A 26,802-nucleotide genomic window follows, 5' to 3' on the forward strand; every position below is an offset into this window, starting at 1 on the left:
GCGTAGCAGCCCCACTGCACCGTCAGCGCTGGAATACTTCAGTGAGCAAATTGTGCATTGAGCGGAACGCCCGCTCCGAGGTCCTGCGGTCATACTGCATCTTGCCCGGCACATTGGCATTCGGGTCGGTGAACGAGTGCACCGCGCCGCCATAGCTCAGCAGCTGCCAATCCACCTTGGCCGCATTCATCTCTTCCTCGAAGGCCGGCAGCTGCTCCCTCGGCACCAGCGGGTCGGATGCGCCGTGCAGCACCAACACCGAGCCCTTGATGTGCTTGGCATCTTCAGGGGTCGGGGTATCCAGCGTGCCATGGAACGACACCGCAGCCTTCAGGTCTGCACCGGTACGGGCCAGCTCCAGGGCGCAGCAGCCGCCAAAGCAGAAGCCGAAGGTTGCTACCTTGCCAGGCTCCAGTAACGCCTTCGACTGTGCCAGCAGCTGCGCCAACGCCTCCTTCATGCGCTTGCGCAATTCGCCACGGTCATTCTTCAACGGCATCATCGCCGCCCCGGCTTCGTCAGCATTGGACGGACGCACCGATTGCCCGTACAGGTCGGCAATCAGCACCACATAGCCTTTTTCGGCCACTTCCTTGGCGATGCGCTCGGCACCTTCGCCAATGCCCATCCAGTTCGGCGCCATCACCAGGCCCGGTCGCCCCAGCGCACCTGGCTCATACACCAGACGGCTTTCATAGGCCTTGCCGGACAGGTGATAAACCAGCGATTCGACGATTACCTTGCTCATCAAGCACTCCTTGGGCATTCACCATTAAAAAAGCCCGCCGAAGCGGGCTTATCGATGCATCAACTCAAGCAGACAGCTCGACCAACAGCTTGTTCAGACGACGAACGTACGCCGCCGGATCCTTCAAGCTGTCACCAGCCGCCAGGGCCGCCTGATCGAAGAGGATGTGCGACAGTTCGGCAAAGCGGTCTTCACTCTGCTCGTTGTCCAGCTTTTCAATCAGCGGATGAGTCGGGTTGAATTCGAAGATCGGCTTGGAGTCCGGCACCTTCTGCCCGCTGGCTTCGAGGATCTGGCGCATCTGCAGGCCCAGGTCCTGCTCACCGATGGCCAGGATTGCCGGCGAATCGGTCAGGCGGTGCGACACACGCACTTCGGCGACGCTCTCACCCAGCGCAGATTTCAAGCGCTCGACCAGGCCTTCTTTTTCCTTGGCGACTTCTTCCTGGGCCTTCTTGTCCTCTTCGGAGTCCAGCTTGCCCAGGTCCAGGTCGCCACGCGCGACATCGACGAAGGCCTTGCCGTCGAACTCGTTGAGGTAGCTCATCAGCCACTCGTCGATGCGATCGGTCAGCAGCAGCACTTCGATGCCCTTCTTGCGGAAGACTTCCAGGTGCGGGCTGTTCTTGACCTGCGCGTACGACTCGCCGGTGAGGTAGTAGACCTTGTCCTGGCCTTCCTTGGCGCGCGCCAGGTAATCGGCCAGGGAGACGCTCTGCTCGCCGCTCTCGTCATGGGTGGAGGCAAAGCGCAGCAAGCCGGCGATCTTCTCCTTGTTGGCGAAGTCTTCGGCCGGGCCTTCCTTCAGCACCTGACCAAAGTTCTTCCAGAAGCCCTTGTACTGCTCAGGCTCGTTCTTCGCCAGCTTCTCCAGCATGTCCAGCACACGCTTGGTCAGCGCAGTTTTCATCGAATCGATGATCGGATCCTTTTGCAGGATCTCGCGGGAGACGTTCAGGGACAGGTCATTGGAGTCGACCACACCCTTGATGAAGCGCAGGTACAGCGGCAGGAACGACTCGGCCTGGTCCATGATGAACACGCGCTGCACATACAGCTTCAAGCCGCGCGGCGCTTCACGCTGGTACAGATCGAACGGCGCGCGGGCCGGCACGTACAGCAGCGAGTTGTATTCGAGCTTGCCTTCGACCTTGTTGTGGCTCCAGGCCAGCGGGTTTTCGAAATCATGGCCGATGTGCTTGTAGAACTCCTGGTATTCCTCGTCCTTGATTTCGGTACGCGGGCGGGTCCACAGGGCACTGGCGCGGTTGACGGTTTCCCATTCTTCGGCCGGCTGCTCTTCACCTTCGGCCGCCGCCTGCTCTTTGGGCAGCTGGATCGGCAGGGCAATATGATCGGAGTACTTCTTGACCACGTTACGCAGGCGCCAGCCATCGGCGAATTCCTGCTCGTCCTTCTTCAGGTGCAGGACGATACGGGTACCGCGCTGTGGTTTTTCGACGGTGGAAACTTCGAAGTCGCCCTCGCCCTTGGACGACCAGTGCACGCCCTCGGCAGCCGGCTGGCCGGCGCGACGGCTGAACACGTCGACCTTGTCGGCCACGATGAAGGCAGAGTAGAAGCCCACACCGAACTGGCCGATCAGGTGCGAATCCTTCTTCTGGTCACCGGTGAGGTTCTTCATGAAGTCGGCCGTGCCGGACTTGGCGATGGTACCCAGGTGAGTGATCACATCTTCGCGGCTCATGCCGATGCCGTTGTCCTCGAGGGTCACGGTACCGGCGTCCTTGTCGAAACTCAGGCGGATTTTCAGGTCGGCGTCGTTTTCGAACAGCTCTGGCTTGGCCAGGGCTTCGAAACGCAGCTTGTCGGCGGCGTCGGAAGCGTTGGAAATCAGCTCACGCAGGAAGATTTCCTTGTTCGAGTACAGCGAGTGAATCATGAGGTGCAGCAGCTGCTTTACCTCGGTCTGGAAGCCCAGGGTTTCCTTTTGTGTTTCCACACTCATGGTCTTCAAAACTCCGATCTGATGGCAGTGGGCGCCGGCAGCCGAATCGGCATGCATTAATGGCGGATGTCATGCAGATGGGGGCAGCCCCGACGATTTCAAGGGCTTTTGGGGCTCAATCTTGAAATGCGCACGGGCAGTGGCGATCGGCGATTGTCGATCGCCCTGCCAGGCGGTGATCGCCACATTGGTCACCCGCCGGCCTTGGCGCCAGAGCTGGCACTGCGCGTAAGTGTCGCGAAAGAGCCCGGCGCGCAGGTAGTCGATGGAAAAATCGATGATCTTGGGGATGCTGGCGCTCTCGCTGTAGATCAGCAGATACAAGGCGGCAGAAAGCTCCATGAACCCAGCAATCACACCGCCATGAATGGCCGGCAGCAACGGGTTGCCGATGTTGTCCGGGCTGGCCGGCAAGCGGAACAGCAGGTCATCGCCCTGGCGCTCACAGGTGATGCCGATCAGGCTGGCGTAGGGTATCAACGCCAGCAATGGCTGGTAATCGCCCACGGCATGCGCCGCGTTGAGCTGTCGACGTACGTCTTGTGGAATCATGCCCCGCCCTCCTTCAGCCCCTTGCCGAACCGGATGCCGCCCTTGACCTCCTGCCCCAGGCGCATGAAGGTACCGACAACCTGGCAGATCGGCTGGGCGGGGTCGTCCTGATAGGCCATGCCACGGGTGAAAATCACGTCTCGGGTGACCCGATAGCACTGGGCATGACCATAGATGGGCTTTCCCGCCTCTGCCGGATGCATGTAGTCGATACGAAGGTCCAGCGTTGGACATACTTCAAAGCTCGGCAGCACGCAAAGGGTGGCCATCCCGCAGGTGGTGTCCATCAGCGTGGTCAGGGCACCACCATGCACTGCGCCGGTCTGCGGGTTGCCAACGATGGCTGGCGACCAGGGCAAGAGCAGCGTCATGCCATCGGCGTCCGCATGCTCCACGCGCATTTGCAACACTTGACAATGTTTCAGTGCCGACAAGAAACGCTCGGCCATGGCCATCAAGCTTGAATCGGTCATCGGTACACTCCTCTTCACAGCCACTGGCGCCTGCGACATCTGCATAAGTGTGATAAAAAGTCTATCCGCGATGCGGTGTTATATATCTGTAACTGATACGGAACTATTGCCGCATGGCTGAACTCGAAGGAACAAGTCACTTATTCCACCAAGGAGAAACACCCAATGCGTAAACCATTTGCTTTTGCTCTGATGCTGGCTGCTGCCATGGGCCTGGCTGCTTGCGATAAAGCGAGCGAAGACAAAGCCCAAGACGCACAGGAACATGCCGAGCAAGCCCAGGAAAAAATGGGCGAAGCTCAGGATAAAATGAACGACGCCGCCGAGGAAAACGCCGAAGCTGCCAAAGATCAGGCTGAAGCCGAGCAGAAGGCTGCTGAAGAAGCCGCTCCGGCAACTCCGGCTACTGCACCGGCTGAGCCTGCCAAGCAGTAATCGCGACGCACAAAAAAACCCGACATTGTCGGGTTTTTTTGTGCCTGCCAGTTATAGGTTAAACGTTTCATGTGTTTGTACCGAGGCCTTCCTTGCTGGTCTCGGTAGGCGCACTTTCCGTTGGCGTGAACACCATCACTTCCAGCACATCGGAGTGGAACTCCCGGCGATACAGGATCAATACCACTCCTACACTCACGACCATGAACAACCACGGGCTGATGAACCAGGTGAGCATGGCCATGCCGAAGTAATAAGACCGCAAGCCAAAGTTGAACTGATTGGCCGCCAGCGACAACACCCTCGCCGCCCGTGAAGCGAAAGCCTTGCGCTCAAGCTCACTGACCAGCCGCTCGCCTATCATGGGCGCAGACCCCACCAGCACTGCTGCGAAGTTGTACTGGCGCATGCACCAGCTGAACGTAAAGAACGCATAGACGAAAACCATCGCCAGGCAAAGCAGCTTGATTTCCGACATGCCTTGCGAGGCCTGCTGCACCAGAGGCAGGTCGGCCAGCAGCGACAGGGCGCGGTCAGAGGCCCCCAGAACAGTCAGGATGCCGGCCAGAATGATCAGGGTACTGGAGGCAAAGAACGACGCGTTGCGCTCCAGATTGCCAATTACACTGGCATCGGCGATGCGGTTGTCGCGCAGCAGCATGCGGCGCATCCAGTCTTCCCGGTACAGATGCAGCACACTAGCCAGGCAGGCAGTGTCGCGGCCCTTCCAGATGGCATAGCGGGTATAGCCGCCCCAGCATAGGGCGAACCAGCAGAGGGCCAACACGTTGTGAAGGTTGCTTTGGATGAAATTCATGCAGTTTTCCCGAAGGCCAGGGCAGACAAGGATAGGGACCGCATTTCGACGCTTGCAAGCACGCAAAGGCACATCGGCGCAATAAAAAACCCCGCACCCTTGAGGATGCGGGGTTTGGTGTATCGGCCTTCGCGGGCACCCTACGGCTTGTGGCCGGTGCCAACGGCAGGCGTCAACCTATCAGGCCAGCGCTTCGCGCGGCTTGCCAAGCATGCGGTCGCACGCCACAGCCGCCATCAGTGTCACCACCGACGGCACCAGCCAGGCCAGGCCCTGATCGCTCAGCGGCAGGTGGGCCATGAAGTCCGGCAGCACGTGGGCAATGCTGCTGCCCTTGATCGCGTCAACCATGCCGAACAACAGCGACACCAGCATGACCGGCGCCAGGATACGTGTTGGCGAATTCCACAGGTCTTTGACGAAGCTCAGCCCTACCACCACGATGCACGGTGGGTAGATGGCGGTCAGCACCGGGATCGAGAACATGATCAGCTTGGTCAGGCCCAGGTTGGAAATCAGCAGCGAGAAGCCCGCCAGGATCACCACCAGCGCACGGTACGACAGCGGCAGGATCTGGCTGAAGTACTCGGCGCATGCGCAAGTCAGGCCTACGGCAGTCACCAGGCAGGCCAGCGCGATCAGTACCGCCAGGAAACCGCTGCCAAGCGAACCGAAGGTGTGCTGTACGTAGGCGTGCAATACCGCTGCACCGTTGGTGGCTCCAGCCGCGATATCATGGCTGCTGGCTCCCAGGCGGAACAGGCTGATGTAGACCAGCGCCAGGCCTACACCGGCAATCAGGCCGGCAATGATGGCATAGCGGGTGATCAGCTTCGGCGACTCGACACCCCGCGAACGGATGGCATTGACGATCACGATACCGAAGACCAGCGCACCCAGGGTGTCCATGGTCAGGTAGCCATCGGAAAAGCCTTTGGAGAAGGCCGCAGCTGCATAGGCAGGCTGTGCTTCACCAATGGTGCCGGCCGGCAGCGCGAACGCCGCGATGCCAAGTACCGCCAGGGCGATAATCTTCAGCGGCGCGAGGAAACGGCCCACGGTATCGAGCAACTTGCCCGGGTACATGGACACCGCCAGTACCACGATGAAGTACACCAGGCTGTAGAGGAACAACGCCAACGGGCTTTCACCGGTGAGCGGTGCCACACCCACTTCGAACGACACGGTCGCGGTGCGCGGGGTTGCGAACAGCGGGCCGACCGACAGGTAGCATACCGCCGCCAACAGGCCGCCGAAGAACTTGCCGATCGGGCTGCTGAGCGCATCCATGCCACCACCGACCTTGGCCAGTGCGACCACGGTGATGACCGGCAGGCCCACAGCCGTTACCAGGAAGCCCAGAGCGGCCATCCACACATGCGGCCCGGACTGCAGACCGACGATGGGCGGGAAGATGATATTGCCAGCGCCCACAAAAAGCGCAAACGTCATAAAGCCAAGCGCCAGGATATCCTGGCCTTTTAAAACTTTCATTTAGGGTAGTACCACACTGCTGAAATCGGGATTCGAGAAGGGATTTCCCCTTGAGTGAGGGAAATGCTGCCCGGCTTGATAGGCCAGACCCGTTTAGCGTGTCGTTCCCTTTTGGGGTACGGGCACAAAGTGAACGCGTAGATTAACCGTTTTACCCGCCAAACGCACTGGCACAGTGCTGCTTGTCCGATGTGCGTACATGTTTGTCGTCTGGTTGACCGTGTTCGACGACAATTTATTGCTGATTCGAGCGGATGTCTGGTTGAAAATCCTGATCAGGGTGATCGAACTTTCCGAAGGTGGGGGCGCAGCCTTCACAGCCGCACAACGACAAAGGCCACCCGAAGGTGGCCTTTGTGCGCGTGGGGGTACTACATATTACTTTGTGTTACTTACTTCTTGGCTTCCCAGCCAGTCAGCTCGGCCAGGGCCTTGCCGATGTCAGCCAGGGAACGCACGGTCTTCACACCAGCGTCCTGCAGGGCCGCGAACTTCTCGTCCGCAGTGCCCTTGCCGCCGGAAATGATGGCGCCAGCGTGGCCCATGCGCTTGCCCGCAGGTGCAGTAACACCAGCGATGTAGGAAACGACAGGCTTGGTCACGTGGGCCTTGATGTAGGCCGCGGCTTCTTCTTCAGCCGAACCGCCGATCTCACCGATCATGACGATCGCTTCGGTCTTCGGGTCTTCCTGGAACAGCTTCAGGATGTCGATGAAGTTCGAGCCTGGGATCGGGTCGCCGCCGATGCCCACGCAGGTCGACTGGCCAAAGCCGGCGTCGGTGGTCTGCTTGACCGCTTCGTAGGTCAGGGTGCCGGAACGCGAAACGATACCGACCTTGCCTGGCAGGTGGATGTGGCCTGGCATGATGCCGATCTTGCACTCGCCCGGAGTGATGACACCTGGGCAGTTAGGGCCAATCAGGGTAACGCCCAGCTCGTCGCACTTGACCTTGGCATCCAGCATGTCCAGGGTAGGAATGCCTTCGGTGATGCAGACGATCAGCTTGATGCCGCCGAAGGCTGCTTCCAGGATCGAGTCTTTGCAGAACGGAGCCGGAACGTAGATCACCGAAGCGTCAGCGCCGGTAGCTTCCACGGCTTCCTTGACGGTGTTGAACACCGGCAGGCCCAGGTGGGTGGTGCCACCCTTGCCCGGGGTAACGCCGCCGACCATCTTGGTGCCGTAGGCAATGGCCTGTTCGGAGTGGAAAGTACCCTGCGAGCCGGTGAAGCCCTGGCAGATGACTTTGGTGTCTTTATTGATCAGGACGCTCATTACTTGCCCTCCGCAGCTTTGACAACTTGTTGAGCAGCGTCGGTCAGGCTGGTTGCCGCAATGATGTTCAAACCGCTTTCTGCCAGTACTTTTGCGCCCAGTTCGGCGTTGTTGCCTTCAAGGCGAACGACGACCGGAACCTTGACGCCGACTTCTTTCACTGCACCGATGATGCCTTCGGCAATCATGTCGCAGCGAACGATGCCGCCGAAGATGTTGACCAGTACGGCCGCGACATTGCTGTCGGACAGAATGATCTTGAACGCTTCGGTAACGCGCTCTTTGGTAGCACCGCCGCCTACGTCGAGGAAGTTGGCTGGCTTGCCGCCGTGCAGGTTGACGATGTCCATGGTACCCATGGCCAGGCCGGCACCGTTGACCATGCAGCCGATGTTGCCTTCCAGGGCAACGTAGTTCAGTTCGAACTTGGCAGCGTGGGCTTCACGAGCGTCGTCCTGCGACGGGTCGTGGAAGGTCTTCAGCTTGGGCTGACGGTACATGGCGTTGGCGTCGATGTTGATCTTGGCATCGAGGCAGTGCAGGTCGCCGTCGGCCTTGATCACCAGCGGGTTCACTTCCAGCAGGGCCAGATCGTGATCCTTGAACAGCTTGGCCAGGCCAACGAAGATCTTGGCGAACTGTTGAACCTGCTTGCCTTCCAGGCCCAGCTGGAATGCCAGTTCACGACCCTGGAACGGCTGAGCGCCGACCAGCGGGTCGATGGTAGCCTTGAGGATCTTCTCAGGCGTTTCGTGAGCGACTTTCTCGATGTCCACGCCACCTTCGGTGGACGCCATGAACACGATACGGCGGCTCGAACGATCCACTACAGCGCCCAGGTACAGCTCTTTGGCGATGTCAGTGCAGGATTCGACCAGAATCTTGGAGACGGGTTGACCGTTGGCATCAGTCTGGTAGGTAACCAGATTCTTGCCCAACCACTGTGCAGCGAACGCCTTGGCGTCTTCCTTGCTGCGAACCAGCTTGACGCCGCCCGCTTTACCGCGACCACCAGCGTGGACCTGGGCTTTGACAACCCACTCGGAACCGCCGATCTTGTCGCAGGCTTCTGCAGCTTGCTCAGGGGTATCGACAGCGAAACCCTTGGAAACTGGCAGGCCGTACTCAGCGAACAGCTGCTTACCCTGATACTCGTGAAGATTCATGCTTTTTACCGTCTTCGTTAGGTACTGCGCTTCGGCGCTGCGCCATTACTGGCGCCGCACCACCTGTGACCGTTGACCCCGGGTTTTCCCGTGTGATCCGGTCCGGCGGACGTTCCGCGGTGAGTCATGCACGCAAGACTCACGACGGGCAGCCCGCCGTGGTTTCTTATAATTAACGCTTCTTACGGTTGGCCACGTGAATGGCGCCGCCATTCACTGCCAGCGCTGCTTCATGCAACGCTTCGGACAGGGTTGGATGGCTGAAGACCATCATGCCCAGATCCTCGGCACTGGTGCCGAATTCCATTGCGATTGCGCCCTGCTGAACCAGCTCGGCAGCCGACGGGCCAATCACGTGTACACCCAGTACGCGGTCGGTCTTGGCATCAGCGATGACCTTGACGAAACCACCGGTGTCGTTGGCCGCCATCGCACGGCCGCTGGCCGCGAACGGGAAGGTGCCTACGTTAACCTCAACACCCTCGGCCTTCAAGGCTTGTTCGGTCTTGCCGACCCACGCGATTTCCGGGTGGGTGTAGATAACCGAAGGGATCAGGTCGTAGTTCATCTGGGCCTTGTGGCCCTTGATGCGCTCGACGACCATGATGCCCTCTTCCGAGGCCTTGTGCGCCAGCATCATGCCGCGGACAACGTCGCCGATGGCATAGACGCCCGGTACGCTGGTAGCGCAGTGGTCGTCAACGAAGATGTAGCCACGCTCGTCGATGTTCACGCCGCTGTCGGAGGCCAACAGGTCGGTGGTCACCGGGCGACGGCCGACCGCGACGATCAGCTTGTCGAAGGTGATCTTCTGCTCGCCTTCGGCGTTGGTGTAGGTCACTTCGACTTCGTTGCCGTTGACTTTCGAGCCGGTGACGCGAGCGCCCAGCTTGATGTCCAGGCCTTGCTTGGTCAGGGTCTTCTGGGCTTCTTTCGACACTGCGGTGTCAGCAGCCATCAGGAAGGTGTCCAGGGCTTCCAGGACGGTGACTTCAGCACCCAGGCGAGCCCACACCGAGCCCAGCTCCAGGCCGATCACGCCAGCACCGATCACGCCCAGACGCTTGGGAACCGATTGGAATTCCAGGGCGCCGGTGGAGTCGACGATGACGTTCTGGTCGACCGGAGCCGGCGGAATGTCGATCGGACGCGAGCCGGAGGCCAGGATCACGTTCTCGGCTTCGATGATTTCGGTGGTGCCATCAGCCTTGGTGACTTCGACTTTCTTGCCAGCCAGCAGTTTGCCGTGGCCCTGGATCGAAGTGACGCCATTGGCCTTGAACAGGGTGGCAACGCCACCGGTCAGGTTCTTGACGATGCCAGCCTTGCGACCAACCATCGCGGCCACGTCCATCTTCACTTCGCCAGTGGAGATGCCGTGGACGTTGAAGCTCTCTTTGGCTTCCTTGTACTTCCAGGAGCTGTCCAGCAGCGCCTTGGACGGAATGCAACCTACGTTCAGGCAGGTGCCACCCAGGGCCAGCTTGCCCTCGGCGTCGGTGTACTTCTCGATACAGGCAGTCTTCAGACCAAGTTGGGCAGCCTTGATGGCAGCCACATAACCGCCAGGACCTGCACCAATCACCACTACGTCGAATTTCTGGGTCATAAAAGATTCCTTTTTAGCTTCAAGCGGCAAGCTGCAAGCCGCAAGTCCAGCAGGCTTCGGCTTGAAGCTTGCGGCTTGCAGCTTACAGCTGCGCGATTAGATGTCCAGCAGCAGGCGGGACGGATCTTCCAGCAGGTTCTTGATGGTGACCAGGAAGGTTACCGCTTCCTTGCCGTCGATCAGGCGGTGATCGTACGACAGCGCCAGGTACATCATCGGGCGGATTACCACTTGGCCATTGATGGCCATCGGACGCTGGATGATGTTGTGCATGCCGAGGATGGCGGCCTGCGGCGGGTTGACGATCGGGGTCGACATCATCGAGCCGAAGGTACCACCGTTGGTGATGGTGAAAGTGCCGCCGGTCATTTCTTCGATCGACAGCTTGCCGTCACGGGCCTTCTTGCCGAAGGTGGCGATGCCGTTCTCGATTTCAGCCAGGCTCATCGATTCGGCGTTGCGCAGTACTGGCACCACCAGGCCACGGTCGCTGGAGACGGCAACGCCGACGTCGGCAAAACCGTGGTAGACGATGTCGTTGCCGTCGATCGAGGCGTTGACAGCAGGGAAACGCTTCAGCGCTTCGGTAGCGGCCTTGACGAAGAACGACATGAAGCCCAGGCGCACGCCGTTATGGGTCTTCTCGAACAGGTCCTTGTACTTCGAACGCAGGGCCATGACTTCGGTCATGTCGACTTCGTTGAAGGTGGTCAGCATCGCCATGTTGGACTGGGCTTCAACCAGACGCTCGGCGATCTTGGCACGCAGGCGGGTCATCGGCACACGCTTCTCGGTGCGATCGCCAGCAGCGGCCACAACCGGGGCGGCAGCGGCAGGCTTGGCAGCCGGAGCAGCGGCAGGCGCGGACTTCTTGTTGGCAACTGCAGCAACCACGTCTTCCTTGGTGACGCGGCCACCTTTGCCGGTACCGGCAACGGTAGCCAGGTCGATGCCGTTCTCTTCAGCCAGCTTGCGCGCGGCCGGAGCGGCAACCGGGTCGTCTTCGCCGGCATCGGCGGCAACGGCTGCCGGAGCAGCGGCGGCCGGAGCGGCAGCAGGCGCGGCGGCAGCAGCACCACCTTCCACGATCGAACCCAGCACTTCGTCGGACAGGACGGTATCGCCCTCGCCCTTGACGATGTCGCCCATCACGCCATCGGCGGTAGCCAGTACTTCCAGGACGACCTTGTCGGTCTCGATGTCGACGATCAGCTCGTCACGCTTGACGGCTTCGCCCGGCTTCTTGTGCCAGGTGGCAACGGTGCCATCGGCAACCGATTCCGGGAAGGTTGGGGCTTTGATCTCGATAGCCATTATCAGTGTTTCCTTAAATTCGGTTTCAGGTGCGCGAAGGCGTTAGACAGTGAAGGCGTCTTGCAGCAGTTTTTCCTGCTGTTCGGCGTGCTTCGAAGCGTAACCACAGGCTGGCGCGGCGGAAGCGTCGCGGCCGGCGTATTCCAGGACCAGCGCCTTGTTGTGGCGGCCCAGGATACGGCGCATGTGGTGCTGGCTGCTGTACCAGGCGCCCTGGTTCATCGGCTCTTCCTGACACCAGACGGCATGCTTGAGGTTGGTGTACGGCGCCAGGATGTCGACCAGGTCGTCTTCCGGGAACGGGTACAGTTGCTCGATACGCACGATTGCGATGTCTTCGCGGCCTTCGGCACGGCGTTTTTCCAGCAGGTCGTAATAGACCTTGCCACCACACAGCACCAGGCGTTCGACCTTGGCAGGATCCAGGGTGTCGATTTCCGGGATCACGGTCTGGAACGAACCTTCTGCAAGGTCCTCCAGGGTCGAGACGGCCAGCTTGTGGCGCAGCAGCGACTTGGGCGTCAGCACGATCAGCGGCTTGCGCAGCGGACGGATGACCTGACGACGCAGCAGGTGGTAGATCTGTGCCGGGGTGGTCGGTACGCAAACCTGGATGTTGTGCTCGGCGCACAGCTGCAGGTAACGCTCCAGACGCGCGGAGGAGTGCTCCGGGCCCTGCCCTTCGTAACCGTGAGGCAGCAGCATGGTCAGACCGCACAGGCGGCCCCACTTGTGCTCACCGCTGGTGATGAACTGGTCGATCACCACCTGCGCACCGTTGGCGAAGTCGCCGAACTGAGCTTCCCAGATCACCAGCGCATTCGGCGTGGTGGTCGAGTAACCGTATTCGAAGGCCAGTACCGCTTCTTCCGACAGGAAGGAGTCGTAAAGGTCGAAGCGCGGCTGGCCCGGGAACAGGTTCTGCAGCGGCACGTAGGTGCTGGCGTCCTTCTGGTTGTGCAGCACCGCGTGGCGGTGCGAGAAGGTGCCACGGCCGATGTCCTGGCCGGTCATGCGGATCGGGTGACCTTCGAACTGCAGGGTGGCGTAGGCCATGGTCTCTGCGTAACCCCAGTTGATCGGCAAGCCACCGGCCTGCATCTTCTGACGGTCTTCGTAGATCTTCGACACCTGACGCTGGACGACGAAGCCTTCTGGCAGCTCGAGCAGCTTGGCCGACAGGTCCTGCAGGGTCTTGAGGTCGAAACGGGTGTCGTGACGCGCAGTCCAGGCGTGGCCCAGGTACGGACGCCAGTCGACGAACAGCTCGCGGTTCGGCTCCTTGACCAGGCTCTTGACCACGTGCAGACCGTTGTCCAGGGCATTGCGGTACTCGTCGATCTTGGCCTGGGCGCGCTCGGCATCGATGCGACCGGCCTGGATCAGCGCCTCGGCGTACAGCTCACGGGTGGTGCGCTGCTTGCTGATCTGCTGATACATCAGCGGCTGGGTACCGTTGGGCTCGTCGGCCTCGTTGTGGCCGCGACGACGGTAGCAGACCAGGTCGATGACCACGTCACGCTTGAACTGCATGCGGTAATCGATGGCCAGCTGGGTCACGAACAGCACAGCTTCCGGGTCATCGCCGTTCACGTGCAGGATCGGCGCCTGGATCATCTTGGCAACGTCGGTGGCGTACTCGGTGGAACGCGAGTCCAGCGGGTTGCTGATGGTGAAACCGACCTGGTTGTTGATCACGATGTGCACGGTGCCGCCGGTCTTGAAACCGCGGGTCTGCGACATCTGGAAGGTTTCCATGACCACGCCCTGGCCTGCGAAGGCAGCGTCACCGTGGATCGAGATCGGCAGCACCTTGTCACCGGCGGTATCGTTGCGGCGGTCCTGACGGGCGCGCACCGAACCTTCGACCACGGGGGAGACGATTTCCAGGTGGGACGGGTTGAACGCCATGGCCAGGTGAACTTCACCACCGGTGGTCATCACGTTCGAGGAGAAGCCCTGGTGATACTTCACGTCACCGGAGCCCAGCTCGTTCATCTTCTTGCCTTCGAACTCGTCGAACAGCTCGCGCGGGTTCTTGCCGAAGGTGTTGACCAGCACGTTCAGACGGCCGCGGTGGGCCATGCCAATCACGACTTCCTTGGTACCGTAGGAGCCGGAACGCTGGATCATTTCGTCCAGCATCGGGATCAGGCTTTCGCCACCCTCAAGGCCGAAACGCTTGGTGCCCGGGTACTTGGTGCCCAGGTACTTCTCGAGACCTTCACCGGCCGTCACGCGCTCGAGCAGGTGGGCCTGCACGTCGGCGGAGAAGTCCGGGCGGCCGCGCACGCTTTCCAGGCGCTGCTGGAACCAGCTGCGCTGCTCGGAATCGACGATATGGGTGAACTCGGCGCCAATGGTGCGACAATATGTCTTCTGGAGCGCCTCGACGATCTCGCGTAGGCTCGCTTCCTCTTTGCCGATGTACAGGTCGCCGGCACGGAAGGTCGTATCAAGATCGGCATTGGTCAAGCCGTAGTGATTGATCGACAGGTCTACGGGCGCAGGGCGCTGCCACAACCCCAAGGGGTCGAGCTTGGCAGCCTGATGGCCGCGCATACGATAGGCCTGGATCAGTCGCAGAACTTCAACCTGCTTCTTCTCGTGTTCACTGCTCACGCTCCCGGCAGATACCGGTTGGGCGCGGCGCTGGTTCTTTGCCAGCAGTACGAAATGGTCGCGGATTGTCGAGTGCGATACATCGGTAGCGGTGCTGCCGTCGGCGGGCAACTTCTGGAAGTAAGTGCGCCACTCTTCTGGCACAGCGTTAGGGTCGTGCAGGTAGAGTTCGTAGAGCTCTTCCACATATGCAGCGTTACCACCTGAAAGGTGGGCGCTTTCCCACATGCGCTGCATCACGCTTTCTTGCATGCTTGGTCACCCTCGGTTAGGGGACTGATCGGCGAGAGCCACAGCAAACCTGGAAAAGTCCGAACACAGCGACTGAACCACGCCACTTGGATCCTGCTGATTTTCCGGGTACCAGCCCGGAAAGCCCCTGCTGGTCTCATATCTTCATAGGTATCGAGCGCGGGCTTTTTGGGCCCTTGCTCAGGTTTTACCTCAGTGCGGGTTCACCACCCGCACCTCGGCTTACTGCAGTTACAACGCTTTGAATCAGGTGCCGCTTTGCAGCAGCATGTTACGTACGTGGCCGATTGCCTTGGTCGGGTTCAGACCCTTCGGGCAAACGTTGACGCAGTTCATGATCCCGCGGCAGCGGAAGACGCTGAACGGGTCATCCAGGGACGCCAGGCGCTCCTGGGTCTTGGTGTCACGGCTGTCGGCCAGGAAGCGATAGGCCTGCAGCAAGGCGGCGGGGCCCAGGAACTTGTCCGGGTTCCACCAGAACGATGGGCAGGAAGTCGAGCAGCAAGCGCACAGGATGCACTCGTACAGACCGTCCAGCTTGTCGCGATCTTCCGGCGACTGCAGACGCTCGATGGCCGGGGCCGGCGTGTCGTTCTGCAGGAATGGCTTCACCTTCTCGTACTGCTTGTAGAAGATGCTCATATCGACGACCAGGTCACGAATGACCGGCAGGCCAGGCAGCGGGCGCAGAACCAGCTTGTTGCCCTTGACCACGCCGGACAGCGGCGTGATGCAGGCCAGGCCGTTCTTGCCGTTCATGTTCATGCCATCGGAACCGCAAACGCCTTCACGGCAGGAGCGACGGTACGAGAAGCCCTCGTCCTTCTCCTTGATCAGCGCCAGCACGTCCAGCACCATCAGGTCCTTGCCGCCGGTATCGACGTCGAACGACTCCATCTTGGGCGCCGAGTCGGTATCCGGGTTGTAGCGATAAACTTCGACTTTCAACATAGCAGTCACCCTCAATAAGTCCGGACTTTTGGTTCGAAGGCTGGAACAGTCTTCGGCGCAAAGTTGACGCCACGCTTGGCCACGCGCTTCTCACCCGGGTAGTACAGGGTGTGGCACAGCCAGTTTTCGTCGTCACGGTCTTCGAAGTCTTCACGGGCGTGAGCGCCGCGGGACTCTTTACGGGCTTCGGCCGCGATGGCGGTAGCTTCGGCGACTTCCAACAGGTTCTGCAGCTCCAGCGCTTCGATACGCGCGGTGTTGAAGGCCTGGGACTTGTCGTTGATCTTCACGTTGGCGATGCGGTCACGCAGACCAGCCAGCTGCTCGATACCCTTCTGCATGTATTCGCCAGTACGGAATACACCGAAGTAGTTCTGCATGCAGCTTTGCAGCTCACGCTTGAGGCTTGCGACGTCTTCGCCAGTGGTACGCTCGTTGAGCTTGTTCAGGCGGTTCAGGGCGACGTCGACATCGGTATCGCTGGCATCGCGGTACTCGACGCCTTCGCTCAGCGCCTTCTCCAGGTGCAGGCCGGCGGCGCGGCCGAATACGACCAGGTCGAGCAGCGAGTTACCGCCCAGGCGGTTGGCACCGTGAACCGATACGCACGCCACTTCACCCACGGCGAACAAGCCCGGAATGATGTGATCCTTGCCTTCGGCGTCCATGGTGATGGCCTGGCCATGGATGTTGGTGGCAACACCACCCATCATGTAGTGGCAGGTCGGCACGACCGGCACCGGCGCTACAACCGGGTCGACGTGAGCGAAGGTCTTGGACAGTTCGCAGATGCCTGGCAGGCGGCTGTGCAGCACTTCCTCGCCCAGGTGGTCCAGCTTCAGCAGTACGTGGTCCTTGTTCGGGCCCACGCCGTTGCCAGCGATGATCTCTTTGACCATGGAACGGGCGACCACGTCGCGGCCGGCCAGGTCTTTGGCGTTCGGAGCATAACGCTCCATGAAACGCTCGCCGTGGGCGTTGATCAGGTAGCCACCCTCACCGCGGCAACCCTCGGTGACCAGTACACCAGCGCCGGCGATGCCAGTCGGGTGGAACTGCCACATTTCGATGTCCTGCACCGGCACGCCGGCACGCAGGGCCATGCCGACACCGTCACCAGTGTTGATCAGGGCATTGGTGGTCGAGGCGTAGATACGGCCCGCACCGCCAGTGGCCAATACGGTGGCCTTGGACTTGATGTACAGGGTTTCGCCGGTTTCGATGCAGATCGCGATCACACCCACGAACGCGCCGTCCTGGTTTTTCACCAGATCGACAGCGTAGTACTCGTTCAGGAAGGTGGTGCCCGCTTTCAGGTTGCCCTGATAGAGGGTGTGCAGCAAGGCGTGGCCGGTACGGTCGGAAGCAGCACAGGTACGTGCAGCCTGGCCACCCTTGCCGAAGTCCTTGGACTGGCCGCCGAACGGACGCTGATAGATGCGGCCGGTTTCGGTACGCGAGAACGGCAGGCCCATGTGGTCCAGTTCGAAGACCGCAGCAGGGCCTTCCTGACACATGTATTCGATAGCGTCCTGGTCACCGATGTAGTCGGAACCTTTGACGGTATCGTACATGTGCCAGCGCCAGTCGTCGTTCGGGTCGGCCGAAGCGATGGCGCAGGTGATGCCGCCCTGGGCGGAAACAGTGTGCGAACGGGTCGGGAAGACCTTGGTGACCACGGCAGTCTTGTGACCGCCCTGGGCCAGCTGCAGCGCTGCGCGCATGCCGGCGCCGCCGCCACCGATGATGATGGCGTCGAAGGAAATGGTTGGAATGCTAGCCATGGATCAGATACCCCAGAGAATCTGCACACCCCAGACGAAGTAAGCGAACATCGCAACGCCGCATACCGCCTGGAACAGGAAACGAATCGCAGTTGCCGACTTGCCGAACGACATTGGCGTCAGGTAGTCGGTTGCAATGGTCCACATGCCGACCCAGGCGTGAGCGCCCAGGGCAACGAGGGCCAGCAGACTGAAGATCCGCATCGCGTTATTGGAGAACAGACCATGCCACTGGGTGTAGTCGATGCCTGGGTGGGCGACCACGTAGCCGATCAGGAAGAGAAAGTAAGCCGCGAGAACGACCGCCGAGACGCGCTGCGCCATCCAGTCATAGAGGCCCGAACGCGACAGGTTCGTGACATTGGTTACCATACCCAAACTCCCACCAGAACGATCAGCACCACGGAGATGACGATCACGATTTTCGAGCCCAGCTTGCCGCCTTCCAGCGTCTCACCGATACCCATGTCCATGATCAGGTGACGCACACCTGCCACGAGGTGATAAAGCAGGGCGGATAGCAGGCCCCAGGTCACGAACTTGGCCAGCGGGCTGGTCAGACACGCCTTCACCTCACCGAAGCCTTCCTCGGAACCCAGCGACTTGCCCAGTGCATAAAGCATGATGGCAAGGCCAAGGAACAGGATGACGCCGGAGATACGGTGCAGGATGGACGTGTACGCTGTGACAGGGAGCTTGATGGTCCTTAGGTCTAGGTTTACAGGTCGTTGGCTTTTCACGGCTTTTTTCACACTGAAGAGCCCCTAGCGAATCAGGGCAAAGTTGTTGGTAAGTGTACTGGTCAGGTACCCACCACCCAGGGAACGGCGACCCCCAGCAGTTCGGGCTTGCAAGCCCCTGGCGGTCGGGTGCCGAGTATAGACAGTTAGGCTGCTTATGACAACGTGACGGGGTAGCCCAAATAGCGCATTGCCTTTAGCGAGCAAAAGGCGTAAATGGGCGAGAATTTCGTGAAAAATCAGGCCTCAGAGCGGGTTTCAACCAGCCTTTAGGCAAATTGACATTCGAATTTACTTCTCTATAGTGGTGCGGGCCCTGCGTGGGGGGTCTGTCTGATGATTTCAAGCATTAATAGGAGGCCACATGGCTGACAAAAAAGCGCAGTTGGTCATCGAGGGCGCTGCCCCCGTCGAGCTGCCCATTTTAACCGGCACCGTTGGTCCTGATGTAATCGACGTCCGCGGGTTGGGGGCCACTGGTCACTTCACCTTCGACCCTGGTTTCATGGCGACCGCTTCGTGCGAGTCGAAGATCACCTACATCGACGGCGACAAGGGCGTACTGCTGCACCGCGGCTACCCCATCGAGCAGCTCGCCGAGCAATCGGACTACCTGGAAACCTGCTACCTGCTGCTCAATGGCGAACTGCCCAACGCCGAGCAGAAGGCCCAGTTTGTCAGCACCGTCAAGAACCACACCATGGTTCACGAGCAGCTGAAGTCCTTCTTCAACGGTTTCCGCCGCGACGCCCACCCGATGGCCGTAATGTGCGGCGTAGTCGGCGCCCTGTCGGCGTTCTACCACGACTCGCTGGATATCAATAACCCGCAACACCGCGAAATTTCCGCGGTGCGCCTGGTCGCCAAGATGCCGACCCTCGCCGCGATGGTTTACAAGTACTCCATGGGCCAGCCGATGATGTACCCGCGCAACGACCTGTCGTACGCGGAAAACTTCCTGCACATGATGTTCAACACCCCGTGCGAGATCAAACCGATCAGCCCGGTACTGGCCAAGGCAATGGACAAGATCTTCATCCTCCATGCCGATCACGAGCAGAACGCCTCCACCTCCACCGTCCGCCTGGCCGGCTCTTCGGGTGCCAACCCGTTCGCCTGTATCGCCGCCGGTATCGCCGCACTGTGGGGCCCTGCCCACGGCGGTGCGAACGAAGCCGTGCTGACCATGCTCGATGAAATTGGCGATGTCTCGAACATCGACAAGTACATTGCCAAGGCCAAGGACAAGAACGACCCGTTCAAGCTGATGGGCTTCGGTCACCGCGTGTACAAGAACCGCGACCCGCGCGCCACCGTGATGAAGAAAACCTGCGACGAAGTCCTGGGCGAACTCGGCATCAAGAACGACCCGCAGCTGGAACTGGCGATGCGCCTGGAAGAGATCGCACTCACCGATCCGTACTTCATCGAGCGCTCGCTGTACCCGAACGTCGACTTCTACTCGGGCATCATCCTCAAGGCGATCGGCATCCCAACCAGCATGTTCACCGTGATCTTCGCCCTGGCACGTACCGTGGGCTGGATCTCGCACTGGAAAGAAATGCTTTCCAGCCCGTACAAGATTGGCCGCCCGCGCCAGCTGTACACCGGCGAACTGCCGCGTGACATCGTTGAGCTGAAGGACCGCAAGTAAGCTTTTGAAGCCGAACGCAAAAGGCTGCCCTCGGGCAGCCTTTTTCATTGCTTTGCCCCTGCCCTGACTTCAGTTCTTCTCTGCCCGCTCACGCAAGCTTTTCAGGGTATTGAACGGCGCATCCACTACAAACTTGTTGGCTACCATCGCGGGCACACTGCCACCCGGCTCGGTATGTACCTGATAGGTCACTTCTGTACTCTCCCCTTTGGGCACCAACTTCCAGAAGCCTTCGACTTTCGCCACCCGTACATACCCCTTCTCTTCGGGCAAATAGGTCGGCTCTTCCTTGAGGTTACGCGTCAGGCTGCCATCAGCGCTTTTGACGGTAGTGACATGCAACACCGAATCGCGCGGCGTTACCGGCCACGGCGTATTGAACTGGGTGTAGGTCCAGCTCTGGTCACCTTCGTGCTTGAGCAACTTCTGCGACTTGCACTCATGTATCCAGGTGCACGCCCCTGCCACGTCTTCCTGCAGAGCCTGCACCCTGGCCAACGGCGCCTTGATCAGGGTCACACCACGGTAGGCCTTGTACTTGGACCCCGGCACTTCACTGAGAGAGACCTTGATCCCCTCCTCGTCCTTGGCCACTTGCCAGCTCTCGGCCCAGGCGGCCGGCGCCATCAGCAAGCCCACGCCACATAGCAGTGCAATACGCTTGAACGATCTCATCATCTTTATCCTTGTTGTCGAAGATCCAGCCTTGTCACGCCGCCGTCATCTGCTCCCACCAACCGAGAATCCTGATTGCCTCGTCGCGATCATTGCCGCACACCTCGATATCCGCCTTGAACCCACCACAGACCGCCGGCCGCTCGGGCTTGCCGAACAGGTCGCAGAGGTTGTCGGCGGTCAGGTGCAGGCAGCGCATGCCAGCCGGCTTGCCGTCTGGCATGCGCGGCATTGCGGAAGTGATGGACGGGGCGATGCAGCAGGCACCGCAACCCTCACGGCATTTCATAAAATCAGGACTCCCTGAAACAAAACGGGACGAACGTCCCTGGATACTAACCGCTCAAACATACGTTTGAAATTGCTGGCCCGATGAAATCTGCAGTGACCCGGCAGTCAGTTCGCCCAGGCTATTGGCGGAACTCAAACTCGATCGCCGCCCCTTCCACATCACGCCGGCTGTCATTGCGCAACTGCAGCTGCATCTCGTTGCTGATCAAGCGACCATTGAGCTGGAACGGGCTGTCACCGCTCTGCGGTTTGTCGGTAAACATGGCCGGCAGCAAGGGCTTGCGGCGCGTGACTGAACTGCCGACGCTGGGCTCAAGTTGGTTGACCATCTCGGCAGGCAGGCTCAGATCCAGGTGCGCCGCGGGCAATTGCTGGGTTGCCGCCTTGCTGGCGGGCTTGCGCGCAGGCGACACCTTGGCGTTGTCCGCTTTGGCAGGCTGCGCAGCGTGGGCCACACCAGAGGTCAAACACACTGGCGCGAGGCAAAAAACCAGGGCAATACGACGCAACAGTTTCATGGACATCGATAGGCAGGCTTCAAGAGTGCGTATGCTCTCTGTTCCGCCTGCGCCTGGCAAGCCTTACAAAAGCGCAGTTACAGACTCCCTGCACAATTGCTGGGCCAGCATTCCCAGCGTCATCACCGCCCGTTCGGCTTCCTTGTTCCATGGAATACCGCAGTTGAGACGGATGCAGTGGTTGAACTGCTCGGTATTACTGAAGATAAGCCCCGGGGCGATACTGATCCCCTGCTCCAGCGCACGCACATGCAGCTCTTGAGTGTTGACCCGCCCCGGCAGGCTGACCCACAGAATGAAGCCCCCCGTGGGCCGGGTCATCTGCGTACCCTCAGGGAAGTGCTGCTGCACCGCCAACTGGTAGGCACTGAGGTTCTTGCGGTACTCCTGGCGGATATACCGCAGGTGGCGATCATAGCCACCGTTCTCCAGGTAAGCCGCCACCCCCATCTGCGTGACACTGCAGGCCGAGTGGGTGGTGAAGGTCTGCAGCCGCTGGATTTCGTCCTGGTATCGCCCCGCTACCATCCAGCCAACGCGCACGCCAGGTGACAATGTCTTGGAAAAGCTCGAGCAGTAGATCACACGGTCCAGCCGGTCGAATGCCTTGAGCGCTTTGGTCTTGCCCTGCTCGAACATCAACTCGCCATAGATGTCGTCCTCGACGATCTGGATGTCGAAGTCCGAAGCCAGGCGCAACAACTGCTTCTGCCGCTCTTCGGGGATAGTGCCGCCCAGCGGGTTGCTAAGGCGTGTGGTCAGTACCAGCGCCTTGATCGACCATTGATTGGCCGCCAGTTGCAGCGCTTCCAGACTGATGCCGGTGGACGGGTCGCTGGGGATCTCGATCACCTTCAGCCCGAGCAAATCAGCCAGCTGCAGCAGGCCGTAATAGGTGGGCGACTCCGCAGCAATCAGATCCCCCGGGCGGGTCAGTACGCGCAGTGACATTTGCAGGGCATCGACACAGCCATGGGTAACGATCACTTCACTGGGATCGACCAGCACGCCCGCATCACGCATGCGGATAGCGATCTGCCGGCGCAACGGCTCGAAGCCCGGGCTGAACATGTAGCTGAAAGCACGCGGGCTGTGAAAACGGGTGACCTTGGCAATCTGCTGATGCAAGGCCCGCACCGGCAAGTAGTCGACATGAGGAACGGCGGCACCGAACGCAAACACGCCATCACGACGGGCCTCGGTCAGCACCTGCTGGATGATGCTCGCGCGGGTGACCAGGCCAGGGCGCTCGACTCTGGCAATATCCGGCGTCTGCGCAGTCAACGCCGGGGTCTGGTGCACGTAGTAGCCAGACTGCGGCCGGGCGCGGATCAGCCCCTGGTCTTCGAGATTGGCATAGGCCTGCAGTACCGTGGCATGGCTGACGTTGAGCTGGGCGCTCATCTTGCGCACGGACGGCACGCGCTCGCCTGGCTGATAGACACCACGGCGGATGTCATCGGCCAGTTGCTGGGCGATACGCTGATACAGCAGCAGGTTGGTCATGGCGATATCTCGACGCGCGGACGGCTCATTGTTCTTGTACGACTCACTTACGGTAGAGGATACCGTAACAGTTGCAAAGTGTACTGGGACAGATTGCACAATAGTCGACATTACAGTGGCGTGGCCGCTATCGAAAGGGTTAACCAGCGCGCCTCTTCTCAAGCCGCGAAGAGGCGCCAGCGGTCAGCGTGCCGGAGCAAGCCTGCCCTTGTCATCGGAGAAGACGATCTCCACCCGGCGGTTCTGCGCCCTGCCCCGCTCCGAAGCATTGGCCTCGATCGGGTACTGATCGCCATACCCTTCAACCTGCAGACGCTTTTCGTCGACACCCAGGTCGACCAGCATGTCGGCCACTGCCTGCGCCCGGTCGCGCGACAGCTTGAGGTTATCTTCCGGCGCGCCGGTGTTGTCGGCATAGCCCTCGATCCGCACCACCCTGCGCGGGTTGAGCTGAAGGAACTGGACCAGCTTGAGCACCGTGCGACTGGCCGAATTCTTGAGGTCCGCACGACCAGTGTCGAACAGCACATCACCCAAGGTCATCACCAGCCCGCGATCAGCCTGCTGCGAGGCCAGCGCCGCAATCTGCGCTTCCACCCATTCACCCTGCTGCTGCACGCTGGCCAGCTTGGCCTCGCGCAGGGCCAGCTGCAGGCGCTGACGCTCAAGGTCGAGCTTGGCCAGACGCTCCTGACTCAGCGCCAACTTCGCGTGCTCACCGGCAATTTCGCTGTAACGCTGGCTCAGATACGCATAGTGGCGCACGTCACTGCCGGTGCCGATGTAACTGGACAAGCGCTCGGCGCGGGCCAGCGACTCACCGGCGCGGATCACATCACGCGGTGCGCTGCGCAGCACAGCGGAATCATCCTTGACCTTCTGGAAGGCCGCCGAGGCATCGTCCAGCGCCGCTGCACTGCGCTGACTGGCGCACCCCTGCAGCCCGCCAGCCAGCGCCAGCAATGCCAGCGCCGCCATGGGTTTGAAGCCCTTCATGGCTGCACCTCCAGCTGCTTGCGCAAGCGCTTGACCCGCGACTGCAATACGCCGAGCTGCTCCTCACTCTTCTGGTTCAGTACGCGCGCCTCGGCCAGGCGGGCGTCGAGTTCGGCCTGCTCGGCACGCATGCGGGCGTTGCGGTAGTCCTCGGTCAGCATGTCGCTCTTGGCGCGGGCGAGCTTGTCTTCGGCAAGCTTGAGCGCCTCGACCTGGTCGGTGGCACCGACCGCCTTGGCCTGTTCCAGCGCCTGCTCGGAAATACGCATCTGTTCATTGGGCGCCGGGTCGTTGGCGCAGCCGGCCAGGCCGAGCATGGCCACGGCAAGGATCAGTGATTGGGTTCTCACGCACTCTTCCTACTGTTTGGGGGCGTCCGCCTGCACATCCATCTGCGCTTTCCAGCGCTCGACATTACGTTGCAGCACGGCTTCAGACGCACCGGAGATCGGCAATTCTGTCAGCTTTTTTGCCAGTTGCCCACGCAACCAGGTGTCATTGCATGCCGAGTTGTGCGAGACAGCCAGGTACAGCCCTGGCCGGTCGACCGGCAGGCCGCGGGCGATCAGGTCATTGCTCATACCCAGGCTTTGGGTCATGGCCATGCCCGAGTAACGCCCAGCCAGCACGTAGTCGACCTGGCCCAGCACCAGCTTCTGGAATGCCTGGGTCAGGTTCTGCGCCGGTACCAGCTTTAACTGCGCCTTGGCGAATGCACTGAAAGCCGGGGTCAGGCGGGCGCGCTCCGACAGGCTACCCTGGTATCTGGCCAGATCCGCGGGGCCGTTGAATTCCACGTCAGCATCATGCCGCGTCCAGACCAGGTATTCATTGAGCTGCAAGGGCGGGTGGATGTAATCCAGTGCGGTCAACTGCTCCACCTGCAGGGGGGTGTCGAGCAACAGATCCATGCGCCCACTGCGCACCTCCTCCAGCGCCTGATCGCGCCTGCCGGCATTGAGGACTTCCACTTTCAGCCCCAGCTCCCCGGCCACCTTGCGCAACAGATCGACGTTGGCGCCAATCAGGTGTTTCGGGTCTTTCGGGTCTTGCCAGGAGTAAGGTGGAGCATCCGGGCTGCCAGTCGCCACCAGACGCCCACACTTGCCAGCCGCCATCGCCAGCGGTGAAAGCATCGCCATCGTGCACACCAGCACCTTGCCTGCTTCACGAAACGCCATCCTTCACTCCTTGCCCGCATAAAAAAACCCGGCCCTCGTTACAAGGGCCGGGCTTCTTTATAAGTGAAGCAGGCGGATCAGACCAGCTTTTCCAGCTCCGGAACCGCTTCGAACAGGTCAGCGACCAGGCCGTAGTCGGCCACCTGGAAGATCGGCGCTTCTTCGTCCTTGTTGATCGCAACGATCACTTTGGAGTCCTTCATGCCGGCCAGGTGCTGAATCGCGCCAGAGATACCGACGGCGATGTACAGCTGCGGGGCAACGATCTTGCCGGTCTGGCCGACCTGCATGTCGTTGGGTACGAAGCCTGCGTCGACCGCAGCGCGCGAGGCACCCACGGCAGCGCCGAGCTTGTCGGCCAGGCTGTACAGGTGCTTGAAGTTGTCACCATTGCCCATGCCGCGGCCACCGGAAACGACGATCTTGGCAGCGGTCAGCTCTGGACGGTCGGACTTGGCCAGTTCTTCGCCAACAAAGGCGGAGATACCGGCATCGTGCGCGGCGCCTACCGCTTCAACGGCAGCGGAGCCACCTTCGGCGGCCACAGCATCGAAGCCGGTGGTACGCACGGTGATCACCTTCACAGCAGCGCTCGATTGCACGGTGGCAATGGCGTTACCGGCATAGATCGGGCGCTTGAAGGTGTCGGCGGATTCAACCGAAATGATCTCGGAGATCTGGTCGACGTCCAGCAGCGCGGCAACGCGCGGCAGGATGTTCTTGCCGTTGGTGGTGGCCGGGGCCAGTACGTGGCTGTAACCCTTGGCCAGCTCGACGATCAACGGCGCGACGTTTTCGGGCAAGACGTGGGCGTAGGCTGCGTTGTCGGCAACCAGTACCTTGCCAACGCCAGCGATCTTGGCAGCGGATTCGGCAACGCCACCGACGTTCTGGCCAGCGACCAGCACGTGCACATCACCACCGATCTTGGCGGCTGCGGCGACAGTGTTCAGGGTGGACGGGGCTACGGCACCGTTCTCGTATTCAGCGACAACCAGGATAGTCATTTAGATTACCTTCGCTTCGTTCTTCAGCTTCTCGACCAGTTCGGCCACCGACTTGACCTTGATACCCGCGCTGCGAGCAGCTGGCGCTTCGACTTTCAAGGTCTTGTTGGTGGAGGCGAGCGATACGCCCAGCGCGTCTGGAGTCAGGGTCTCCAGCGGCTTCTTCTTGGCCTTCATGATGTTCGGCAGCGACGCATAGCGCGGCTCGTTCAGGCGCAGGTCGGTGGTGACGATCGCTGGCAGGTTCAGCGATACGGTCTGCAGGCCGCCATCGATTTCACGGGTGACGTTCAGCTTGTCGCCAGCCAGTTCAACCTTGGAGGCGAAGGTGCCCTGGGCGTAGCCAGTCAGCGCCGCCAGCATCTGGCCGGTCTGGTTGTTGTCGCTGTCGATGGCCTGCTTGCCGAGGATCACCAGCTGCGGCTGTTCTTTGTCGACAACGGCTTTGAGCGCCTTGGCCACGGCCAGGGAATTCAGTTCGTCAGCAGCTTCGACCAGGATGGCACGATCGGCGCCCAGGGCCAGGGCAGTACGCAACTGCTCCTGAGCAGTGGCCGGGCCGACGGAGACGACGACGATCTCGCTTGCCACGCCCTTCTCTTTCAGGCGCACGGCTTCTTCCACGGCGATTTCGCAGAAGGGGTTCATGGACATCTTGACGTTTGCAAGGTCGACGCCGGAGTTGTCCGCTTTGACGCGAACCTTGACGTTGTAGTCGACCACTCGTTTGACAGCTACAAGAACCTTCATGGATTCCTCGTTACTCTCCGG

At 60.6% G+C, this 26,802-nt stretch carries 26 protein-coding genes; 2 read left to right on the top strand and 24 right to left on the bottom strand.

Annotation, left to right across the window (positions count from 1 at the left end):
• Positions 1 to 22: 22 nt before the first annotated feature.
• The 4 genes from JOE27_RS08155 to JOE27_RS08170 form a co-directional block, all read right to left on the bottom strand.
• Positions 23 to 748: a dienelactone hydrolase family protein gene (locus JOE27_RS08155; RefSeq protein ID WP_046785244.1), complete on the bottom strand. Its 726-nt coding sequence runs from the start codon at positions 746 to 748 to the stop codon at positions 23 to 25.
• Positions 749 to 812: 64 nt separating this feature from the next.
• Complete coding sequence (htpG, locus tag JOE27_RS08160) at positions 813 to 2,717, bottom strand: molecular chaperone HtpG (protein WP_046785421.1); 1,905 nt, start codon at positions 2,715 to 2,717, stop codon at positions 813 to 815.
• Between the two features lie 69 nt (positions 2,718 to 2,786).
• Positions 2,787 to 3,269, bottom strand: a complete 483-nt coding sequence (locus tag JOE27_RS08165) for a PaaI family thioesterase (protein ID WP_115274283.1) — start codon at positions 3,267 to 3,269, stop codon at positions 2,787 to 2,789.
• Positions 3,266 to 3,742 (bottom strand): PaaI family thioesterase, encoded by a 477-nt coding sequence (locus tag JOE27_RS08170; protein WP_174142476.1) that lies wholly within the window; start codon positions 3,740 to 3,742, stop codon positions 3,266 to 3,268. Before JOE27_RS08170 ends, JOE27_RS08165 begins: the two co-directional genes overlap by 4 nt.
• A gap of 165 nt (positions 3,743 to 3,907) precedes the next feature.
• On the opposite strand from JOE27_RS08170, the gene JOE27_RS08175 reads away from it, so the two are divergent.
• Positions 3,908 to 4,177 (top strand): hypothetical protein, encoded by a 270-nt coding sequence (locus JOE27_RS08175; protein WP_012315342.1) that lies wholly within the window; start codon positions 3,908 to 3,910, stop codon positions 4,175 to 4,177.
• 67 nt (positions 4,178 to 4,244) lie between these two features.
• On the opposite strand, the gene JOE27_RS08180 is transcribed toward JOE27_RS08175, so the two are convergent.
• From JOE27_RS08180 to sdhC, 11 genes are all read right to left on the bottom strand, one after another.
• Complete coding sequence (locus JOE27_RS08180) at positions 4,245 to 4,994, bottom strand: DUF599 family protein (protein ID WP_115274281.1); 750 nt, start codon at positions 4,992 to 4,994, stop codon at positions 4,245 to 4,247.
• A 180-nt stretch (positions 4,995 to 5,174) separates the two neighbouring features.
• Positions 5,175 to 6,488: a branched-chain amino acid transport system II carrier protein gene (brnQ, locus tag JOE27_RS08185; RefSeq protein WP_046785248.1), complete on the bottom strand. Its 1,314-nt coding sequence runs from the start codon at positions 6,486 to 6,488 to the stop codon at positions 5,175 to 5,177.
• A 392-nt stretch (positions 6,489 to 6,880) separates the two neighbouring features.
• Complete coding sequence (sucD, locus tag JOE27_RS08190) at positions 6,881 to 7,765, bottom strand: succinate--CoA ligase subunit alpha (RefSeq protein WP_003254203.1); 885 nt, start codon at positions 7,763 to 7,765, stop codon at positions 6,881 to 6,883.
• Positions 7,765 to 8,931, bottom strand: a complete 1,167-nt coding sequence (sucC, locus tag JOE27_RS08195; RefSeq protein ID WP_011534748.1) for an ADP-forming succinate--CoA ligase subunit beta — start codon at positions 8,929 to 8,931, stop codon at positions 7,765 to 7,767. Before sucC ends, sucD begins: the two co-directional genes overlap by 1 nt.
• A gap of 172 nt (positions 8,932 to 9,103) precedes the next feature.
• Positions 9,104 to 10,540 carry a dihydrolipoyl dehydrogenase gene (lpdA, locus tag JOE27_RS08200; protein WP_039602469.1) on the bottom strand — a complete coding sequence of 479 codons (1,437 nt, stop codon included), beginning with the start codon at positions 10,538 to 10,540 and terminating at the stop codon, positions 9,104 to 9,106.
• A 96-nt stretch (positions 10,541 to 10,636) separates the two neighbouring features.
• On the bottom strand, positions 10,637 to 11,854 hold the full coding sequence (odhB, locus tag JOE27_RS08205) for a 2-oxoglutarate dehydrogenase complex dihydrolipoyllysine-residue succinyltransferase (RefSeq protein WP_039602468.1): 1,218 nt from the start codon (positions 11,852 to 11,854) through the stop codon (positions 10,637 to 10,639).
• Between the two features lie 42 nt (positions 11,855 to 11,896).
• Positions 11,897 to 14,728, bottom strand: a complete 2,832-nt coding sequence (locus JOE27_RS08210; RefSeq protein WP_012315347.1) for a 2-oxoglutarate dehydrogenase E1 component — start codon at positions 14,726 to 14,728, stop codon at positions 11,897 to 11,899.
• Between the two features lie 246 nt (positions 14,729 to 14,974).
• Positions 14,975 to 15,679 (bottom strand): succinate dehydrogenase iron-sulfur subunit, encoded by a 705-nt coding sequence (locus JOE27_RS08215; protein ID WP_012315348.1) that lies wholly within the window; start codon positions 15,677 to 15,679, stop codon positions 14,975 to 14,977.
• Positions 15,680 to 15,690: 11 nt separating this feature from the next.
• Entirely contained in the window at positions 15,691 to 17,463 is a 1,773-nt protein-coding gene (gene sdhA / locus JOE27_RS08220; protein ID WP_012315349.1) for a succinate dehydrogenase flavoprotein subunit, read from the bottom strand.
• A 3-nt stretch (positions 17,464 to 17,466) separates the two neighbouring features.
• Positions 17,467 to 17,835 (bottom strand): succinate dehydrogenase, hydrophobic membrane anchor protein, encoded by a 369-nt coding sequence (gene sdhD / locus JOE27_RS08225; protein WP_003254214.1) that lies wholly within the window; start codon positions 17,833 to 17,835, stop codon positions 17,467 to 17,469.
• Positions 17,829 to 18,215: a succinate dehydrogenase, cytochrome b556 subunit gene (sdhC, locus tag JOE27_RS08230; RefSeq protein ID WP_012315350.1), complete on the bottom strand. Its 387-nt coding sequence runs from the start codon at positions 18,213 to 18,215 to the stop codon at positions 17,829 to 17,831. Before sdhC ends, sdhD begins: the two co-directional genes overlap by 7 nt.
• A 352-nt stretch (positions 18,216 to 18,567) precedes the next feature.
• Here sdhC and gltA point away from each other — a divergent pair, with 352 nt between their 5' ends.
• Positions 18,568 to 19,857 (top strand): citrate synthase, encoded by a 1,290-nt coding sequence (gene gltA, locus JOE27_RS08235; RefSeq protein WP_115274279.1) that lies wholly within the window; start codon positions 18,568 to 18,570, stop codon positions 19,855 to 19,857.
• Positions 19,858 to 19,926: 69 nt separating this feature from the next.
• Here gltA and JOE27_RS08240 read toward each other — a convergent pair whose 3' ends face one another.
• The 9 genes from JOE27_RS08240 to JOE27_RS08280 all read right to left on the bottom strand — a co-directional run bounded on the left by JOE27_RS08240 (position 19,927) and on the right by JOE27_RS08280 (position 26,781).
• Positions 19,927 to 20,532: an START domain-containing protein gene (locus JOE27_RS08240; RefSeq protein ID WP_115274278.1), complete on the bottom strand. Its 606-nt coding sequence runs from the start codon at positions 20,530 to 20,532 to the stop codon at positions 19,927 to 19,929.
• Positions 20,533 to 20,566: 34 nt separating this feature from the next.
• Complete coding sequence (locus tag JOE27_RS08245; RefSeq protein WP_012315353.1) at positions 20,567 to 20,821, bottom strand: YkgJ family cysteine cluster protein; 255 nt, start codon at positions 20,819 to 20,821, stop codon at positions 20,567 to 20,569.
• 121 nt (positions 20,822 to 20,942) lie between these two features.
• Positions 20,943 to 21,341, bottom strand: a complete 399-nt coding sequence (locus JOE27_RS08250; RefSeq protein ID WP_187306323.1) for a hypothetical protein — start codon at positions 21,339 to 21,341, stop codon at positions 20,943 to 20,945.
• Between the two features lie 63 nt (positions 21,342 to 21,404).
• On the bottom strand, positions 21,405 to 22,847 hold the full coding sequence (locus JOE27_RS08255) for a PLP-dependent aminotransferase family protein (RefSeq protein WP_046785252.1): 1,443 nt from the start codon (positions 22,845 to 22,847) through the stop codon (positions 21,405 to 21,407).
• A 183-nt stretch (positions 22,848 to 23,030) separates the two neighbouring features.
• Positions 23,031 to 23,843, bottom strand: coding sequence for an OmpA family protein (locus tag JOE27_RS08260; RefSeq protein WP_115274275.1), 813 nt, complete (start codon positions 23,841 to 23,843; stop codon positions 23,031 to 23,033).
• A complete protein-coding gene (locus tag JOE27_RS08265) occupies positions 23,840 to 24,193 on the bottom strand; it encodes a DUF4398 domain-containing protein (protein WP_119687486.1) in 354 nt (117 codons plus the stop codon). The genes JOE27_RS08260 and JOE27_RS08265 overlap by 4 nt, the downstream gene beginning before the upstream one ends.
• 9 nt (positions 24,194 to 24,202) lie before the next feature.
• Positions 24,203 to 25,024: a transporter substrate-binding domain-containing protein gene (locus JOE27_RS08270; protein ID WP_204918492.1), complete on the bottom strand. Its 822-nt coding sequence runs from the start codon at positions 25,022 to 25,024 to the stop codon at positions 24,203 to 24,205.
• Positions 25,025 to 25,101: 77 nt separating this feature from the next.
• Positions 25,102 to 26,031, bottom strand: a complete 930-nt coding sequence (locus tag JOE27_RS08275) for an FAD-binding protein (RefSeq protein ID WP_012315359.1) — start codon at positions 26,029 to 26,031, stop codon at positions 25,102 to 25,104.
• The gene (locus JOE27_RS08280; protein ID WP_119687488.1) at positions 26,032 to 26,781 is read right to left on the bottom strand and encodes an electron transfer flavoprotein subunit beta/FixA family protein; all 750 of its coding nucleotides are present in this window, start codon (positions 26,779 to 26,781) and stop codon (positions 26,032 to 26,034) included.
• Positions 26,782 to 26,802 lie beyond the last annotated feature (21 nt).

The sequence above is a fragment of the Pseudomonas sp. M5 genome (assembly GCF_016907075.1).
In the GTDB taxonomy this organism is placed as follows: Bacteria; Pseudomonadota; Gammaproteobacteria; order Pseudomonadales; family Pseudomonadaceae; genus Aquipseudomonas; species Aquipseudomonas putida_E.